This window comes from Acinetobacter sp. BMW17 (genome assembly GCF_001592855.1).
Taxonomy (GTDB): Bacteria; Pseudomonadota; Gammaproteobacteria; order Pseudomonadales; family Moraxellaceae; genus Acinetobacter; species Acinetobacter johnsonii.
In genome coordinates this window covers 1-16,511 of the sequence record NZ_LSOD01000006.1, presented here as the reverse complement: position 1 = coordinate 16,511, position 16,511 = coordinate 1, and the positions used below count along the sequence as shown (strand labels likewise).

At 42.5% G+C, this 16,511-nt stretch carries 15 protein-coding genes and 4 tRNA genes; 13 read left to right on the top strand and 6 right to left on the bottom strand.

What is annotated here, in order from left to right; translation table 11 throughout:
• Positions 1 to 65 precede the first annotated feature (65 nt).
• The 4 genes from trpA to AXW61_RS00715 are packed head-to-tail and all read left to right on the top strand — an operon-like array spanning position 66 to position 4,046.
• Positions 66 to 869: a tryptophan synthase subunit alpha gene (trpA, locus tag AXW61_RS00730; RefSeq protein ID WP_004983629.1), complete on the top strand. Its 804-nt coding sequence runs from the start codon at positions 66 to 68 to the stop codon at positions 867 to 869.
• Positions 866 to 1,762, top strand: a complete 897-nt coding sequence (gene accD / locus AXW61_RS00725; protein ID WP_004697788.1) for an acetyl-CoA carboxylase, carboxyltransferase subunit beta — start codon at positions 866 to 868, stop codon at positions 1,760 to 1,762. Before trpA ends, accD begins: the two co-directional genes overlap by 4 nt.
• Positions 1,759 to 3,042, top strand: coding sequence for a bifunctional tetrahydrofolate synthase/dihydrofolate synthase (gene folC / locus AXW61_RS00720; protein ID WP_010327478.1), 1,284 nt, complete (start codon positions 1,759 to 1,761; stop codon positions 3,040 to 3,042). The genes accD and folC overlap by 4 nt, the downstream gene beginning before the upstream one ends.
• Entirely contained in the window at positions 3,039 to 4,046 is a 1,008-nt protein-coding gene (locus AXW61_RS00715) for an SPOR domain-containing protein (protein ID WP_062031363.1), read from the top strand. Before folC ends, AXW61_RS00715 begins: the two co-directional genes overlap by 4 nt.
• Before the next feature lie 26 nt (positions 4,047 to 4,072).
• Here AXW61_RS00715 and AXW61_RS00710 read toward each other — a convergent pair whose 3' ends face one another.
• From AXW61_RS00710 to AXW61_RS00700, 3 genes are all read right to left on the bottom strand, one after another.
• The gene (locus tag AXW61_RS00710; protein ID WP_062031360.1) at positions 4,073 to 4,648 is read right to left on the bottom strand and encodes a dual specificity protein phosphatase family protein; all 576 of its coding nucleotides are present in this window, start codon (positions 4,646 to 4,648) and stop codon (positions 4,073 to 4,075) included.
• A complete protein-coding gene (locus AXW61_RS00705) occupies positions 4,645 to 5,469 on the bottom strand; it encodes an MBL fold metallo-hydrolase (protein WP_062031358.1) in 825 nt (274 codons plus the stop codon). Before AXW61_RS00705 ends, AXW61_RS00710 begins: the two co-directional genes overlap by 4 nt.
• A gap of 309 nt (positions 5,470 to 5,778) precedes the next feature.
• Positions 5,779 to 6,420, bottom strand: coding sequence for a peroxiredoxin (locus AXW61_RS00700; RefSeq protein WP_062031356.1), 642 nt, complete (start codon positions 6,418 to 6,420; stop codon positions 5,779 to 5,781).
• A 355-nt stretch (positions 6,421 to 6,775) separates the two neighbouring features.
• Here AXW61_RS00700 and AXW61_RS00695 point away from each other — a divergent pair, with 355 nt between their 5' ends.
• The 9 genes from AXW61_RS00695 to AXW61_RS00655 all read left to right on the top strand — a co-directional run bounded on the left by AXW61_RS00695 (position 6,776) and on the right by AXW61_RS00655 (position 13,832).
• Complete coding sequence (locus tag AXW61_RS00695) at positions 6,776 to 7,201, top strand: hypothetical protein (protein ID WP_062031353.1); 426 nt, start codon at positions 6,776 to 6,778, stop codon at positions 7,199 to 7,201.
• A gap of 215 nt (positions 7,202 to 7,416) precedes the next feature.
• Positions 7,417 to 10,140 (top strand): preprotein translocase subunit SecA, encoded by a 2,724-nt coding sequence (gene secA, locus AXW61_RS00690; protein WP_005401950.1) that lies wholly within the window; start codon positions 7,417 to 7,419, stop codon positions 10,138 to 10,140.
• 192 nt (positions 10,141 to 10,332) lie between these two features.
• A complete protein-coding gene (locus tag AXW61_RS00685) occupies positions 10,333 to 10,680 on the top strand; it encodes a hypothetical protein (protein WP_004983653.1) in 348 nt (115 codons plus the stop codon).
• A 158-nt stretch (positions 10,681 to 10,838) separates the two neighbouring features.
• Complete coding sequence (argJ, locus tag AXW61_RS00680) at positions 10,839 to 12,059, top strand: bifunctional glutamate N-acetyltransferase/amino-acid acetyltransferase ArgJ (protein ID WP_062031351.1); 1,221 nt, start codon at positions 10,839 to 10,841, stop codon at positions 12,057 to 12,059.
• A gap of 146 nt (positions 12,060 to 12,205) precedes the next feature.
• Positions 12,206 to 13,273, top strand: coding sequence for a quinolinate synthase NadA (nadA, locus tag AXW61_RS00675; protein ID WP_062031470.1), 1,068 nt, complete (start codon positions 12,206 to 12,208; stop codon positions 13,271 to 13,273).
• Positions 13,274 to 13,426: 153 nt separating this feature from the next.
• A tRNA-Pro gene (locus AXW61_RS00670) sits at positions 13,427 to 13,503 on the top strand.
• Positions 13,504 to 13,549: 46 nt separating this feature from the next.
• Positions 13,550 to 13,626: transfer RNA gene (locus tag AXW61_RS00665), tRNA-Arg, on the top strand.
• A gap of 35 nt (positions 13,627 to 13,661) precedes the next feature.
• A tRNA-His gene (locus AXW61_RS00660) sits at positions 13,662 to 13,737 on the top strand.
• 18 nt (positions 13,738 to 13,755) lie between these two features.
• A tRNA-Pro gene (locus tag AXW61_RS00655) sits at positions 13,756 to 13,832 on the top strand.
• 115 nt (positions 13,833 to 13,947) lie between these two features.
• On the opposite strand, the gene AXW61_RS00650 is transcribed toward AXW61_RS00655, so the two are convergent.
• The 3 genes from AXW61_RS00650 to AXW61_RS00640 are packed head-to-tail and all read right to left on the bottom strand — an operon-like array spanning position 13,948 to position 16,164.
• Complete coding sequence (locus AXW61_RS00650; protein WP_062031348.1) at positions 13,948 to 14,427, bottom strand: OmpA family protein; 480 nt, start codon at positions 14,425 to 14,427, stop codon at positions 13,948 to 13,950.
• Entirely contained in the window at positions 14,421 to 15,659 is a 1,239-nt protein-coding gene (locus AXW61_RS00645) for a sensor domain-containing diguanylate cyclase (RefSeq protein WP_062031346.1), read from the bottom strand. Before AXW61_RS00645 ends, AXW61_RS00650 begins: the two co-directional genes overlap by 7 nt.
• A 4-nt stretch (positions 15,660 to 15,663) precedes the next feature.
• Complete coding sequence (locus AXW61_RS00640) at positions 15,664 to 16,164, bottom strand: YfiR family protein (protein ID WP_062031343.1); 501 nt, start codon at positions 16,162 to 16,164, stop codon at positions 15,664 to 15,666.
• Positions 16,165 to 16,511: the final 347 nt, after the last annotated feature.

Genomic DNA, 16,511 nt, shown 5'->3' with positions numbered 1-16,511 from the left:
GTATTTTTACAAAGCCAACTCCTCAGTAGTTTTAATTTTAAACAAGTTAAGGAAAGCACAACCCTATGTCACGTTTAGCCACTCGTTTTGGACAGCTTAAATCTCAACAGCGTAAAGCTTTGGTTTCTTATGTTATGGCTGGTGACCCTCATCCACAGGTAACGGTTCCTTTGTTACATCAGATGGTCGAGGCGGGTGTAGATGTGATTGAACTCGGTCTTCCATTTTCAGACCCTATGGCAGATGGTCCTGTGATTGCCCTTGCTGCAGAACGCGCATTGGCAGGTGGTACCAATACCTTAGATGCTTTGAATATGGTCAAAGAGTTCCGTCAAAAGGATCAAGAGACCCCAGTCGTATTGATGGGTTATCTGAATCCTGTTGAAGTCATTGGTTATGAAAAGTTTGTATCGACTGCGCATGCATGTGGTGTCGATGGCATTCTACTGGTGGACTTACCACCAGAAGAAGCAGCAGAGCTTGATGTTGTATTGAAGCAATTTGATATGGATCAAATCTTTTTACTAGCGCCAACCTCAACGGACGAACGCATTAAACATGTGGTGAAACAAGCGAGTGGTTTCATCTATTACGTGTCTTTAAAAGGGGTCACAGGTGCAGCAACTTTAGACGTTGCTGAAGCTGCAAACCGAATTGCAAAAATTAAAGCAGAAACAGATATTCCTGTCGGTGTTGGTTTTGGGATCAGTGATGCGACATCTGCCAAAGCAATGGGCGGAGTGGCTGATGCTGTGATTGTTGGTAGTGCTTTTGTTAAGCAATTTGCAAGCTTAGCACCAGAACAAGCCGTGGTTGAAACGGTTAATAAAGTCAAGGAGCTTCGAGCAGCGCTCGATGAGTTAGTATGAGTCAAGATGTTAAATCAGGGAAAATCCTAAGCCCATCGACGCCATGGACTGAACGTGGTGTACCCGGTATTCAAGTACCTGATGAGCAAACCTCACTCAAGGCGACGTTTACAGAACCAACGATTGAATGCCCTGAGTGCCATGCACTTGTTACACGTACTGCAATGTCATTTAACGCGTATGTTTGCCCTCAGTGTGATGAACATTTGCGTATGAAAGCCCGTGATCGTTTGAATTGGTTCTTTGACCAAGTGCAAACAGAGTTGGGACAAGAATTTAAAGCCAAAGATCCGTTGAAATTTGTCGACTCAAAGCCATATCCAGCGCGTATGAGTGAAGCACAGACCAAAACAGGTGAAACTGAAGCCTTGGTGGTGATGCAAGGTTTACTTAAAGGTATTCCTTTGGTTGCCTGTGCCTTTGAATTTGACTTCATGGGTGGTTCAATGGGTACGGTTGTTGGTGACCGTTTTGTGCAAGCGGCTGAAAAAGCCATTGCGGACAAACAACCTCTGATTTGCTTTGCTGCTTCGGGCGGTGCACGTATGCAAGAAGGCATGTTGTCTTTGATGCAAATGGCGCGTACATCAGCAGCCATCCAAAAAATGAAAGACGCGGGTCTGCCATATTTGGTGGTGTTGACGCATCCTGTTTATGGTGGTGTAACGGCATCTTTAGCGATGCTCGGTGATGTACATATTGCAGAGCCGAAAGCGATGATTGGTTTTGCTGGTAAACGCGTGATTGAACAAACGGTACGTGAAAAGCTAGAAGAGCCGTTCCAGCGTGCGGAATACTTGCTTGATCATGGTGTAATCGATCAAATTGTTCACCGTCACGCATTACGTGATACAGTTTATCGTATTGTCGCGAAACTGATGAATTTGTCTTGAACACAGCACCACTTGCAACAGACTCTTTAGAAACATGGCTCGATTATTGGGGCCATGTTCACGTTACGGGGATTGATTTAGGATTGGAACGGGTCATTCCTGTAGCTGAAAAGCTCGGTGTGACGCGTCCCGATGCTAAAGTTTTAACCGTAGCGGGAACCAATGGAAAAGGTTCGACCACCACCACACTGGCTGCCATTTTAAATGCGCAAGGCTATAAGGTGGGACTGTATCAGTCACCACATATTTACCGTTTTAATGAACGGGTTAAATTGCGTGGTGTAGAGGTCGATAACCAAAGCTTGGTCAATGCTTTTGTACAAGTGGATCAAGCGCGCCGTGATTGTGATTTAAGCCTCTCGTTTTTTGAGGCGACTACACTCGCGGCTTTTGTCATTTTTAAAGACCAAGCATGTGATGTTTGGGTGCTTGAAGTGGGTCTAGGTGGTCGCTTAGATGTGGTCAATGTAATTGAACCCGATGTTGCGGTGATTACCAATATTGGTTTAGACCATACTGACTGGTTGGGCGATACCATTGAAAAGATTGCTTTTGAAAAGGCAGGTATTATCCGTCCCAATATTCCTGTGGTGTTTGGCGGCTTACAACAAATCCCTCAAGCGATTATCGATAAAGCGGATGCTTGTGCTGCAAAACTTTATGCAGTGAATCGTGACTATTTTTATCAACGCAGTGAGCATGGTCAGTCGTGGATGTTTGCATCCTCTGGTACAACCTTAAAATTACCGCAGGGTGCACTCGCTGTTGAAAATATTTCAACAGCCGTTGCTGCTGTTTTATTGAGTGGTTTAACGGTTACTCAAGTGGCTATTTCTGAAGGAATTCAAAACGCAAAATTGCAAGGTCGTTTTGAAATTCGCCAAATACAGAACAAAACAGTGATTTTTGATGCAGGGCATAACCCGCATGGTGTTGCTTTTTTATTAAATCAATTGCGAAATTTCCTAAAATACAATAAACAGTACACTGAAGTAGTCAGTGTTTTCTCGATGTTGGCAGATAAAGATGTGAAATCTGTCACAGAGTTATTGAAAGACTCCATACAAACGTGGAAAATTGCGGCATTAACGGTCCCGCGTGCAGCTCCAATTGAACAATTGGATCAAGCGCTGCAAGGGCAACATGTGCAGCACTTTGACAGTGTGAAATTGGCTTTTAAATCAGCGCTCGACGAAACAAAGAATAATCAGCTGATTTTGGTATGTGGTTCATTTCATACCTTAGAAGCGGTATGGGAGTATTTGGAAGAATGTCAATGAATAGCAAACAACGTTGGATGGGTGGCGTTGTTTTATTAGGTGGTGGTGTCCTTTTGGCGGCATTACTGCTTAAAGGCAAAGAAGAAATACATCAAAATAATATTAAAACACCAGAGCTAGTCACACAAAATGTGCAACGTAATGCCGAAGGTGAGTTGGTTCAACTTCAGCCGTTAACGGTTGATGTCGAAACAGAAAAGCGTTTACTGGAACAACAACGTGTAGCACGTGAAAAATCGGTTGCTGAACAAGAAGCTCGTGCGGCCGAATTTTTAGCAATGCAACAGCAAGCCGAAGCAGATGCTGCGCGTAAAGCAGCGGAAGAATATGCCGCGTTGAATGCACACCGTAATGCTGCACAGCAAAGCTCGGACAACATTCCACCAGAATTGGTTGAAGATGAAAAAGCCAAGCAACAGCGAATTGCTGCGGACAAAGCGGCTGAAGTAAAGAAGTTGGAACAGCAAAAGCTGCAAGCGCGTACTGAAGCTGAAAAAGCAGCGGCTGCAAAAAAACTGGCTGAGCAAAAAGCCTTAGCAGAAAAGCAAGCACTTGAAGATAAAGCTAAGCGAGAAGCTGAGGCTAAACGTAAAGCAGAAGATGAGCGTAAGGCTGAAGCGAAAAAAGAAGCTGAACGTAAAGCAGATGCTGAGAAAAAAGCGGAAGATAAACGTAAGGCAGATGAAAAGCGTAAAGCTGATGAAGCAAAGAAAAAGGCGGAAGCTGAAAAAGCACGTGATTTGCTTGAACATGGCGATAAGCAGTGGATGGTACAGGTGGCATTGGCTGCCAATGAAGCCAATGCGGATGCACTGGCGGCGAAACTTCGTGCCAAGGGCTATAAGGTCACTAAAAGTCCAACCTCTAAAGGCGTACGGATTATGGTGGGGCCATCTAAAGACCGTGATACTGCCGATGCAGCCCGCAAGAAGATTACTGCAGATGCGAGCCTGGGTATGAAGTCCGCATGGGTGATTGACTGGGTGCCACTCGACAAACGTTAAGATCGGGTTAAAACCAATTGCCTTCACTAAGATGGATTTAACAGTTGCTGTTGAATCCATTTTATATTTTCAGGGCTGAATAATGGCTCAATATTTTGCCAAATTGGATGAAAACCATAACCGCCATGTTTCATCTCAGCCAAGGCATCAGCGGTAGACCAGTTTTGAAAGATAATGCGGTACATAGCCACACTCGCACCTGTACGGTCTGAGCCATGGTAGCAATGCAGTAAAACTTTTTGCTGGTTTTGCTCCGCATGTTGAATTTGCTGCATCACCTTTAATAAATCTTCTCGGTCAATCGCCCATGTATGAATCGGGATATGTACCAGTTCAAACCCTTGGTTGGACAGTTTTTTCAGGTCTTGATTGTGTGAGCGTAAATTAATAATCACATCAATTTCTTGTGCTTTTAAACTCGGAACTAAATCTTGATCGGGTTGCTCACTACGAAAAACAGTTTCACTGATTTGATAGAAATTATGCGCAGGTTGGATCGACTGTCCCCAGTGTTGTGGACGCTCGGTCTCGGGCAGCGCAGGCGTAGTCATACAGCCAGAAACACTGATACACAGAGAAAGCATAACAAGATATTTGGTCATAGGATCAGGCTCTGATGGTGTGAAAGTTCAACAGGGTCATGCGCACAAAAGATTTCGATACTTGGTTCAGACTGTGCCAATTTTTGAATCTTATGCAGGTTGCTTAAGCGCTGTGCATTATCTTCGGCAAAAAATACTTCCAAGGTATTTAAGCTACGAAGTTTATTTTGAGGGTTAAGCTCTAGGTGGGAGTAGTAGGCATCTCCGCAGAAGAGTTTCCAACCCTGTTGGGTTTTAATGGCAATGCCACAGTGACCTTCAGTATGCCCAAACAGTGGAATCAAAAGAATCTCATTATGAAATAAGTCAAACCCTTGTACTTGAGTCAAATTAAACCATGCGTCACCGTGAATCGGCTCAATAAAGTGCCAATGGCGATGCTGCTGAAATTGTTGTGTTTTATAACGGGCTTTATTTTTGAATGATTTCAGGTTTTGTGCCGCATTATATTCGTTAGACAGGATATGTACTGTTGCATTGGGAAAGTCGGAAATACCCCCCGCATGGTCAAAATCCAGATGTGAAACCAAAATGTGTTTGACATCCTTTGGGCTAAAGCCAAGTTTTTGGATTTGTGCAATGGCTGTTAATTCTAAGTTTTGTTCAATTTTTCCAATTCGAGCCACCAACTGCCCCAAACGCTGTTTGGTGTGTAGATAGTCCTGTATGCCTAAGCCCGTATCAATCAGCACCAGCCCTTGATCTGTTTCAACCAAAAGACAATGGCACACGACCTTAGCTTGAAAACCTTTTTGACCAAAGAGTGGGGCACACACTGGACACATGGTGCCGCAATGTAAATGGTGAATGTTATAGATCATAAAGTCATTTTTATCGTATTGTTTTGACTGTTATAGCGGAAGATTTTAGTTTTAACAGTTTGATTTTGTTAAAGAGTCATGCATGCCTGCTTTAAGCGGAAAAAAGCCTGTCGATTGACAGGCTTTCAAAAGTTCAAACCCGGCTCGTCATTGGAGTTTGAAACGATCATACAAGGTGACTCAGAGCGTATTTTTATGGGTTAGTCTCCTCTTTTGATTGCTTGAAGCTCGGTACCCTATTTTTGTTTTCAATGGAGCTGCTCGGTCAAAACCTCGGGCTTCACTTGTCTGCTGCCACAGCAGAATATTTTATCTTTGCTCAGGCTGTGGAGTCAGGCGTAAATACGGGGTAACTGCTTTATAACCTTTCGGAAAGCGCTGTGCGATTTCAGCTTCATCTTTGAGTGACGGCACAATCACCACATCTTCGCCTTGTTGCCAGTTCGCAGGAGTTGCAACTTTGTGGTGATCGGTCAGTTGCAGTGAGTCAATCACGCGTAAGATTTCATGGAAATTACGACCTGTTGATGCAGGATAAGTGATAATCAAACGGACTTTTTTGTTTGGATCGATAATCACTAAAGAGCGAACCGTTAATGTTTCACTGGCATTGGGATGGATAAAACCATATAACTCAGACACTTTACGGTCTTGGTCGGCAATGATCGGGAAGTTCACCGTGGTATTTTGGGTTTCATTGATGTCTTTAATCCAACCCTGATGCGATTCGACATCATCGACCGAGAGGGCAATGGCTTTTACTCCACGTTTTTCAAATTCATCTTTGAGTTTTGCAGTAAAGCCAAGCTCGGTCGTACATACTGGTGTGTAGTCAGCAGGATGTGAAAAAAGTACCCCCCAGCTATCGCCTAAAAATTGATAAAAATCGATTTCGCCTTCGCTCGAAGCCTGTTGGAAATTGGGTGCGATATCGCCTAAACGTAAACTCATGTTGAACCTCAAATTATCTTTATGTCTATGGAATGAACATCACTATGGCGCAATTTCTTATGCATGAAAAATAGTGTTTTATTATTTATTTATAAAAAATATTCATAATAGATCGGATAGCTGTTATGTATTTGGGTATGCCAAAGATGACCTCATTGTTGCTCTAGAGACCGCTTATTTGCATATTTGGTAATGGTGTTTAGACGAGATTATTTCTGCTTCTGAAGTGTATAACTTTATAGAATTGATCGCGCATAGGATCGGTTTATGATTGGCTATAATTCTTTTCATGATTGATTTGTAGTTGTTTCTTAAAGTAATTTCACAGAGTATAAAAAACTTGAGTATTCGAACAATGAAAAAAATAGGGATAGCCCTGACTTTAGTGTTATGGGGACTGGAAGTAACCCATGCGCAGAATGGTGGGCAATTGAAACAAGCCCAAGTGAGTACTGCTCGTCAAACGCCACAACAAATTACAGATCAATATCTAGCATCTCAAAAAAGCCTTACACAGCGTAAAGCCACCCTTTCACAAGCTCTCGAGCGTGAGTTGGCTCAAAGTCAGAATACGAATGCGAGTAATGTCTATAATATTACCTGCGTACAGCTCGTTCCGATTCTCACCGCGATGCGGGTCAATGATGAACAACTCTTGGGTTTTCTACAGAGCATGAATCCAAATCAACCCAACAACGGGGTGAAAGCTTCGCTGCGGCAAAATCAAGCGCTTGAAAGCAAAACCTTGAACAACTGCAAACAATTAAAGTCACTACTTTAAAAAAGACTGTTGAATCCTGATGAGTTCGGATGAAATCTCTATGTCGGCTGTTTAAAATTTGTTACATTAGTTTGCCTTAGATTCGACGGGCTAGAAACAATGAATAGATTTTTTAAATGGTTTTGTGTAAAGCCCTTGTACTTCAAATTTCTAGCACCATAATAACGACTAAGAAAACATATTCATTTGACAAGCAAGATTTAGAGAGTCTATTCATGTTGGCAAGTCTGATCGGAGGAATCTTCGGTACCAAAAATGAGCGCGAACTCAAACGCATGCGTAAAATCGTAGACAAGATTAATGCGCTCGAGCCGACGATATCCGCTCTTGGCGATGCAGACTTATCTGCAAAAACTGAAGAATTTAAACAACGATATAACAAGGGCGAAAGCCTCGATAAATTACTCCCAGAAGCATTTGCCGTCTGCCGTGAAGCAGCTAAGCGTGTCATGGGCATGCGTCATTATGATGTACAGTTGATCGGTGGTATTACCTTACACGAAGGTAAAATTGCAGAGATGCGTACAGGTGAAGGTAAAACCCTGATGGGTACCTTGGCGTGTTATTTAAACGCGATTAGTGCTCAAGGTGTTCACGTCATTACCGTGAATGACTACTTGGCACAGCGTGATGCTGAATTAAACCGTCCGCTGTTTGAATTTTTGGGTTTAAGCATCGGGATTATCTATTCCATGCAAGATCCAACAGAGAAAGCTGAAGCCTATCGTGCCGATATTACCTACGGTACCAACAACGAATTTGGCTTTGACTATCTACGTGACAACATGGTGTTCTCGCTTGCTGAGAAAAAGCAACGTGGTTTGATCTATGCCATCATCGATGAAGTTGATTCGATCTTAATTGATGAAGCGCGTACGCCTTTGATTATTTCAGGCCAAAGTGATGATTCTTCACAGTTATATGCCGCAATCAACAGTATTCCGCCCAAGCTGCATGCGCAGAAAGAAGAAAAAGTCGCGGATGGTGGTCATTTCTGGATTGATGAAAAACAACGTTCTGTTGAAATGACAGAAATTGGTTTTGAAACGGTTGAAAATGAACTGATTGAAATGGGCTTGTTGGCTGAAGGTGAAAGCCTGTATTCATCAACCAATTTGAACTTGGTTCATCATGTTACTGCCGCCATTCGTGCGCATTACTTGTATCAACGCAATGTGCATTACATCATCAATGATGGTGAAGTGATCATTGTCGATGAAAACACAGGACGTACCATGCCAGGTCGTCGCTGGTCTGAAGGTTTACACCAAGCAGTTGAAGCAAAAGAAGGCTTAGAAATCCAGCCTGAAAACCAAACGCTTGCAACCACAACCTTCCAGAACTATTTCCGTCTATACAAAAAGCTTTCGGGTATGACCGGTACTGCCGATACTGAAGCTGCGGAAATGAAAGAAATTTATGGTCTAGATGTAGTCATCATTCCGACGCACCGTCCAATGGTTCGTCTCGATCAAAACGATTTAATCTATTTAAATCGTAATGGTAAATACAACGCGATTATTCAAGAAATTCAACGCGTGCATGAGTCTGGTGTAGCCCCAATTTTGATTGGTACAGCAACGATTGAAGCTTCTGAGATTCTTTCTGATAAATTGCGTGATGCAGGCATTCAGCATGAAGTGTTAAACGCAAAACAACACGAACGTGAAGCAGATATCATTGCACAAGCGGGTGCACCGCGTGCAGTAACTATTGCAACCAATATGGCAGGTCGTGGTACAGACATTCTGCTTGGTGGTAACTGGAAAGCTTTACTGGCAAAAATTGAAAACCCAACCCCTGAAGATGAAGCGCGCTTAAAAGCCGAATGGGAACAAAGCCATGAAATGGTATTAAGTTCTGGTGGCTTACACATCATTGGTTCTGAGCGTCACGAATCACGTCGTATTGATAACCAACTTCGTGGTCGTGCAGGTCGTCAGGGTGACCCTGGTGTGTCACGTTTTTACTTGTCACTTGAAGATGACTTAATGCGTATCTTTGCGGGTGATCGTGTTGTGGGCATGATGCGTGCGATGGGCTTACAAGAAGACGAAGCCATTGAGCATAAAATGGTGTCACGTTCGATTGAAAATGCGCAGCGTAAAGTTGAAGCACGTAACTTCGATATTCGTAAGAACTTATTGAAATACGATGACGTCAACAACGAGCAGCGTAAAATTATTTACTCGCAACGTGATGAAGTTTTGGCTGAAAGTACATTGCAAGATTACATCGAAGAGATGCAACGTGATGTGATGAAAGGCGTGATTTCTAACTATATCCCACCTGAGTCAATTCACGATCAATGGGATATTGATGGGCTTGAAAAAGCGTTACGTGAAGACCTCGCGATTGATTTGCCAATCAACCAATGGTTGGAAGATGACCGTCGTTTAGATGAAGAATCTTTGGTTGAGCGTATTACCGATGAAGTGGTACAGCGTTACCGTAGTCGCCGTGAACAAATGGGTGATGAAACTGCAGTTATGCTGGAGCGTCACTTCATGCTGAACTCGCTGGATCGTCACTGGAAAGATCACTTGGCGGCGATGGATTATTTACGCCAAGGCATTCACTTACGTGGTTATGCGCAGAAAAATCCTGAGCAAGAATACAAAAAAGAAGCGTATAACTTATTTGTAAATATGTTGGCGATTATCAAATCGGATGTTGTGACTGATTTATCTCGCGTACATGTACCAACGGCTGAAGAGCTGGCTGAAATGGAAGCTCAAAAGCAAGCTCAAGCTGAAGCAATGCAATTGAACTTGTCGCATGCAGACTTTGATGGTTTGTTGGCCGATGATCAAAGCCACTTCGCAGAAGTAGATGCACAGTATGAGCCAGTAGAAGAGTTTGCTGCACCTGCGAGTCGAAACGCACCTTGCCCATGTGGTTCAGGTCTAAAATACAAACAGTGTCACGGTAAAATCTAAACTGTGAACGAGTGAAAAAGCAGAACTTCGGTTCTGCTTTTTATTGGTATGACTGAAAAATTGACGTTAAGATCAATCCAAATACGATTCTGATTACAGCTAAAGCGTTGCATAATGTGAATAGCATTTGCAGTGTTAGGCATTAAATGCTATTTAGTTGCTCATCATCTAAACCTCTAAAGTGGAAAGACAATGAAAAAAGTATTAAAACCAATCATGATTGTAGCTTTAGCGCTTCCAACTTTTGCATTTGCAGATACCACTACCGCAGCTAAAGTTCAACAAGCGCGCGGTGCAACCACAGCACCTGCGGCACAAGCCAATGGCAATATTACGGTACAAAGTCCGCGTACAGGGATTCGTTATACCTTTGCTAATCCAAATCAACGCCCAGTGGTTCTGCAAACGGCTGCTATTGCTCCTGTAAATGCAGCAACAGTGAACCGTATTGTGGCTTCAAATCCAGCGCTTTCTCCTGTAAGCCAAGAAAATGCTAAACAAGCGCTTTTGTCTAGCTCAGCACAGCTTGCTTCAAATTAATCAAATGCTGCTGCATAAAAACCAATCTTCGGATTGGTTTTTTTATGTCAAAAATGAGTGTGCATTGAAAAGTTAAAGCAAACAAAGTCTTCTGCTCGATTTTTTCTGAAAATTCTAATAAGCTGTGTTTTTTCTAACAAATGAATTGGACGTTTAAAATGCCAGTAGGTGACGTATCAATGCCACAAATGCACGTGGTGAAAGGGGTGAGAATCGGAACGGCTGAAGCTTATGTGCGCTATCAGAACCGACGTGATCTTGTCATTTTCGAATTTGCTGAAGGAACGAATGTTGCGGGTGTTTTCACTCAAAATGCGTTCTGTGCAGCGCCCGTGCATGTGTCAAAAGCGCACTTACAAGTGGCGAATCCGCGCTACCTCATTATTAACACTGGTAATGCCAATGCCGGTACAGGCAAAACGGGCATGCTGAATGCTGAACGTACTTGTGCAAAATTGGCTGAGCTTGCTGGTGTTCAAGCAACGGAAGTATTACCGTTTTCAACAGGGGTGATTGGTGAACAATTGCCGTTGGAGCGTTTGTTAAATGGATTACAGCCTGCATTAAATAGTTTGAGTGCTGATGCTTGGGATGCTGCTGCTACTGGGATTATGACCACAGACACCACACCGAAAGGCGCATCTGAGCAATTCGAATTGGATGGCATCACGTATACCATGACGGGTATTTCTAAGGGTGCAGGCATGATTCGTCCCAACATGGCAACGATGTTGGGCTATGTAGCAACCGATGCACCTATCAGCCGCGAGTTGGTTCAGCAACTGTTGAGCGAAACGGTTAATGTTTCTTTCAACCGAATTACCATTGATGGTGATACTTCAACCAATGACTCCTGTATCTTTGCAGCTACGGGTCAAGCGGGTGGTGTTGAAATTAGCTCAACCCAAGATGCACGCTATACCGTAGTGCTAGATGTACTCACGCGTATGATGAAACGTCTTGCACAACTGATTGTGCGTGATGGTGAAGGTGCAACCAAGTTTATTACGGTTGCTGTTGAGGGTGGGTATGACACGCAAGAATGCTGTGATATTGCTTATAGTATTGCGCATTCACCTTTGGTTAAAACTGCGATTTTTGCGTCAGATCCGAACTGGGGACGTATCTTGGCTGCGATTGGTTATGCTGGGGTTAAAAATTTAGATGTTGAAAAAATCCAAGTTTGGTTAGATGATGTGCAAATCTGTAAGGATGGTGGCGCAGCTGCCGATTACACGGAAGCGGAAGGTGCTCGTGTAATGTCACAAGCTGAAATGACCATTCGTGTAGATCTAGGACGCGGGGCAGCGAAAGACACAGTGTATACCTGTGACTTATCTTATGACTATGTAAAGATTAATGCGGATTATCGCTCTTAATCTTAACAAGTGTAAAAAAAGCCTCCTTTGGAGGCTTTTTTTACCATAAGAACTTTTGAATGATTGGTCAAAAGCCGAGAAGCTATTTGGCCAATAAATTAAGTGCGGGACTTGCTTGCCGACAAGCATGAAGGGATGAATGAATGATGAACAATGCGACCAATTTAATTGCCAATGACGCAAAATCAATTGTGCAGGCGCATTTGGACCGTTTGGGTGAAACCAAAGACTCAAAGCTCAGTGAAGAACTGAAGCAAGAAAAATTTGCTTTAATCTTGGAAGAGTTGAAAAAGCGCGATGCGGTATTGGTAGCGCACTACTATTGCGATCCTGAAGTGCAGGAATTGGCCGAGTTAAGTGGTGGCTGTGTTTCTGACTCATTGGAAATGGCCCGCTTTGGTCGTGATCATCCAGCATCAACCTTGGTGGTGGCGGGCGTTAAATTTATGGGTGAAACCTCAAAAATTTTATCACCGAATAAAACCATTCTGATGCCAACTTTAGAGGCTACATGTTCTTTAGATTTGGGTTGTCCTGTTGAAGAATTCAGTCAGTTTTGTGATGCCCATCCAGACCATACAGTAGTGGTCTATGCCAACACTTCAGCAGCCGTTAAAGCCCGTGCCGATTGGGTGGTGACTTCAAGTTGTGCGGTCGAAATTATTGAGCATCTAGACAGTTTAGGTGAAAAGATTATTTGGGCGCCTGATCAGCATTTAGGCCGTTATATCCAAAAGAAAACGGGCGCAGACATGTTACTTTGGGATGGTGCATGTATTGTGCATGAAGAATTCCGTGCACGTGGCATCGCGCAAATGAAAGCGCTTTATCCTGATGCTGCGGTGCTGGTACATCCTGAGTCACCTGAGTCGGTGGTGGATATTGCTGATGCCGTTGGAAGTACTTCGCAACTGATTAAAGCTGCGCAAACCTTACCCAATGAGCGACTGATTGTGGCAACCGATCGGGGTATTTTCTACAAAATGCAACAAGCTGTACCGAACAAAATTTTGGTTGAAGCACCAACAGCCGGAGAGGGTGCAACCTGTCGTTCTTGTGCACATTGTCCATGGATGGCAATGAATGAGCTGGATGGTATTTTAGAGGTATTACAGCGTGGCGATCAGGAAATATTTGTAGACCCAGCACTTGCTGAGCGTGCGAAATTACCTTTAGATCGCATGTTGGATTTCAGTGCATCGCTAAAACGTTAAAATTTGTATAAAAAATGCCTGAAACGCTTGATTAATATACATTTGACGTGATTTTTTTATTTTTTTTTAATATAGGTGTTGACGTTATCAAGCGTCACGCCTAGAATGCACACCGTACCGAACGAGATGTTCGATACAAAAGCTGAGATGAATCGGAGCATAGCACAGCCTGGTAGTGCACCTGGTTTGGGACCAGGGGGTCGTAGGTTCGAATCCTACTGCTCCGACCAATTCTTCAAGGCAAGGTTATCCATAATACCTCGTATTATTGGTCATGCGCCTGTAGCTCAGTTGGATAGAGCATCCGCCTTCTAAGCGGATGGTCACAGGTTCGAATCCTGTCAGGCGCGCCATTAGGTAGCTTGGTATTAAGAATCGACACGTTATGGTGGATGTAGCTCAGTTGGTAGAGCCCTGGATTGTGATTCCAGTTGTCGCGGGTTCGAATCCCGTCATTCACCCCAACTTTAAAAAGTTGAAATCGGAGCATAGCACAGCCTGGTAGTGCACCTGGTTTGGGACCAGGGGGTCGTAGGTTCGAATCCTACTGCTCCGACCATTTATTGAAATGGTCGAGATAAAGATGCCGCGTTAAGCGGTTTTTTTATGCCTGAAATTTAGTAAAGTACATAAAAAAGCCTTCGTGACGAAGGCTAAAAATAAAACATAAATGTTTATGGAATAATAATAATATTCACACGACGATTCAGCGCTCGATTTTCCTCGCTGCTATTTTCTACCAGAGGTTGTGATGCACCGCGACCCATGCTCTGAATATTTTGAGTTTTAAACCCTGTTTCGATAAAAATCTGGCTAACCGTTGATGCGCGTTTCTCCGAGAGTGTTTGATTGTAGCTTGGGTCACCAATATTATTTGTATGTCCAACCACTTTAATTTTATTCAAATTATACTGCTGCAACTGTTTAGAAAGCGCTTCGAGTGCGGGTTTTTGAGAGGCTTGAATATCTGATTGGTCAAAGCCGAACAATAATTTTTCAGGCAGTCTCAGCGTCCAGCCTTCTTCGGTCAAGGTAAAGCCTTGTTTCTTCAGCATGCGCGCTTGTTTATAGTTGAGATGCCCTAAACTGAGACAGCCAGATAAAGCAGTGATAAGACCTGTGATAAGCATAAATTTGCAAACATGTTTTAACATGAGGGTTCATGATTAGGATTTATGCAAGGTGTGATATACCACCCTTGAGCTAAGTTTTTGGCTTTATACATGGCATTGTCTGCTTCAGCAATCAAATCTTCAGGTGTTGTTGCACATTTTGAGAAAGTAACGCCAATACTGAAACTAAAATGAATCTGTTGTTGATCGAAAGAAAACGGGGCTTTACTGCATTCGATTAGATGCTCGCAAATTAGTTCTAAATGATCATAGTGCTTTATATTGCGGAGCAGAATTGCAAATTCATCACCACCTAAGCGCGCAACCACATCGTGGCTTCGCACATTCTTTTTTAAGCGTTGGGCCATTTCTTTGAGGACGGCATCACCTGCTAAGTGCCCATAAAGATCATTAATGTTTTTAAAGTTATTGTTGTCGATAAAAAAGAGAGCGGTCTGGTTTTTCTCGGGGTGCTCAAATTGATTGAACAAAATATTGTAAAAATAATGACGATTCGGGAGTTCAGTTAACTGATCATGCAACGCTTGATGTGATAATTGAGAGTTTTCGCTTTGTAGCTTTTCATTGGTACGCTGCACCTTATCTAATAAATTATTAAATGCACCACTGATGACGCGAAATTCATAAATAGGGGATGATGGAAGACGTGCTTGATATTGAGTATCAAGATTAAGGCTTTCAACGGTATTGACCATGGGTTGAATCGAGTGCATCAGTTTTTGATAGGTTGAATGTACCAACCACAACATAATCAACAGGATGATAAAAATCCCAGCGGAGAGACAAATCAAGAGCTGAAAGAAAAAGCTCATGAGTTGAGTAGCACTTCCGTAAATGATCAATGTCCCGTACTGGTTATTTTGATGTTTGATAGTGCGTGTCACAGGGTGTTTAAAGAAGACCTTATCAAACAGATTTTCCATCCAAGCAAACTCAGGTGTAGGTTTGTATGCTTCGGCCAGTGGTTTCCCTTGTAGGTTGATGACTTGAATAGCGCGAATTGGATATTGCTGAATATGATTGTTCAGTGTTTGCTGTAGTGTAATAGGATCATTGAAAATGACAGCAGGTTGAATTTGCTCACTTAAGGTTGCGCTAAAAATATTAAGGCTTTGCTTGGCGTAGGTATTCATGGTGTAGATGGAAATCACCACGAAAATTAAACTACAAATTCCAAGAGTAAGAGTAAAAATCAGCAATTGAGACTGACTAAAAATTTTTTGTAGCGAAGTATTGGAGCTTTTACGAAACATTGACTTAAAGCTCCGTAGATTTTGCTAATAATAAAACACGTGGATCTACACGCGCTTGGGACTGGGATAGGCTGGCCAAGTTTACCTTAAAGGAAGTTCGCGTTTTATTTTGATATAAGCAAAATGCGCTACCTAATTCGCATTCAGTATTGTTAGAGCTAAAAGTTAGTGGAGCATCTTTTAGGTTATTTATAATATTTTGCTCTTCACGTGGTGTGTAGGTTGAGAAAAAAACAGCATTGCACATAACCTTATTTAATTCAGACAAACTGACCGCTTGAATTTGATACGCACTCTTGAGTTGCTGATTCACTTGAATGAACTGATTGGATAATTGGCTGTTATTTAAAATGCATAAAGAAATAGGATTGGGTGTATTCCAACGCACATAGCTCAAAATCGTCAACGTGGTTGCAGGGAGATTTAGTTGTGGCTGCGCCTGTACTTGAGAAATCATTAAGCAGGACAAAAGGGTTAAATAAATTTTGTATTTAAAAGCTGTCATTATTCATTTTGCTTGGCAGCGAAAGTGAGCTTATTTTAACGAAAAATAAACAGTGATGGTTAAAATTGCTTTAATAATCGACAAAAATCACATTTTTGACCAAAAAATATGCGTTTAAAATAAAATAATGAAAAAAGGTATTGCAAGGGATTAGAAATGCTGTAGAATGCACATCCATCGGCGGTGATGTTGATTAAAACTTGTTGAGAAACAAGGATTTAGCCCAAGCGGTAGAATCTGGAAGTCTTGAATAAGTTTAAAAATAATTAACAAAACCAGTTGACTTCTTCTTGAAAGAGAGTAGTATAGCCGACCTAGCTTGCTGATGACGAATCAGCAAGAAGATC

Excerpts from the sequence above, each read along its gene's own strand:
- AXW61_RS00640 (WP_062031343.1), bottom strand. The coding sequence starts at position 16,164 with ATGACAGCTTTTAAATACAAAATTTATTTAACCCTTTTGTCCTGCTTA.
- argJ (WP_062031351.1), top strand. The coding sequence starts at position 10,839 with ATGCCAGTAGGTGACGTATCAATGCCACAAATGCACGTGGTGAAAGGG.
- AXW61_RS00685 (WP_004983653.1), top strand. The coding sequence starts at position 10,333 with ATGAAAAAAGTATTAAAACCAATCATGATTGTAGCTTTAGCGCTTCCA.
- AXW61_RS00705 (WP_062031358.1), bottom strand. The coding sequence starts at position 5,469 with ATGATCTATAACATTCACCATTTACATTGCGGCACCATGTGTCCAGTG.
- AXW61_RS00715 (WP_062031363.1), top strand. The coding sequence starts at position 3,039 with ATGAATAGCAAACAACGTTGGATGGGTGGCGTTGTTTTATTAGGTGGT.
- accD (WP_004697788.1), top strand. The coding sequence starts at position 866 with ATGAGTCAAGATGTTAAATCAGGGAAAATCCTAAGCCCATCGACGCCA.
- AXW61_RS00710 (WP_062031360.1), bottom strand. The coding sequence starts at position 4,648 with ATGACCAAATATCTTGTTATGCTTTCTCTGTGTATCAGTGTTTCTGGC.
- secA (WP_005401950.1), top strand. The coding sequence starts at position 7,417 with ATGTTGGCAAGTCTGATCGGAGGAATCTTCGGTACCAAAAATGAGCGC.
- AXW61_RS00645 (WP_062031346.1), bottom strand. The coding sequence starts at position 15,659 with ATGTTTCGTAAAAGCTCCAATACTTCGCTACAAAAAATTTTTAGTCAG.
- AXW61_RS00650 (WP_062031348.1), bottom strand. The coding sequence starts at position 14,427 with ATGTTAAAACATGTTTGCAAATTTATGCTTATCACAGGTCTTATCACT.
- trpA (WP_004983629.1), top strand. The coding sequence starts at position 66 with ATGTCACGTTTAGCCACTCGTTTTGGACAGCTTAAATCTCAACAGCGT.
- AXW61_RS00700 (WP_062031356.1), bottom strand. The coding sequence starts at position 6,420 with ATGAGTTTACGTTTAGGCGATATCGCACCCAATTTCCAACAGGCTTCG.
- nadA (WP_062031470.1), top strand. The coding sequence starts at position 12,206 with ATGAACAATGCGACCAATTTAATTGCCAATGACGCAAAATCAATTGTG.
- AXW61_RS00695 (WP_062031353.1), top strand. The coding sequence starts at position 6,776 with ATGAAAAAAATAGGGATAGCCCTGACTTTAGTGTTATGGGGACTGGAA.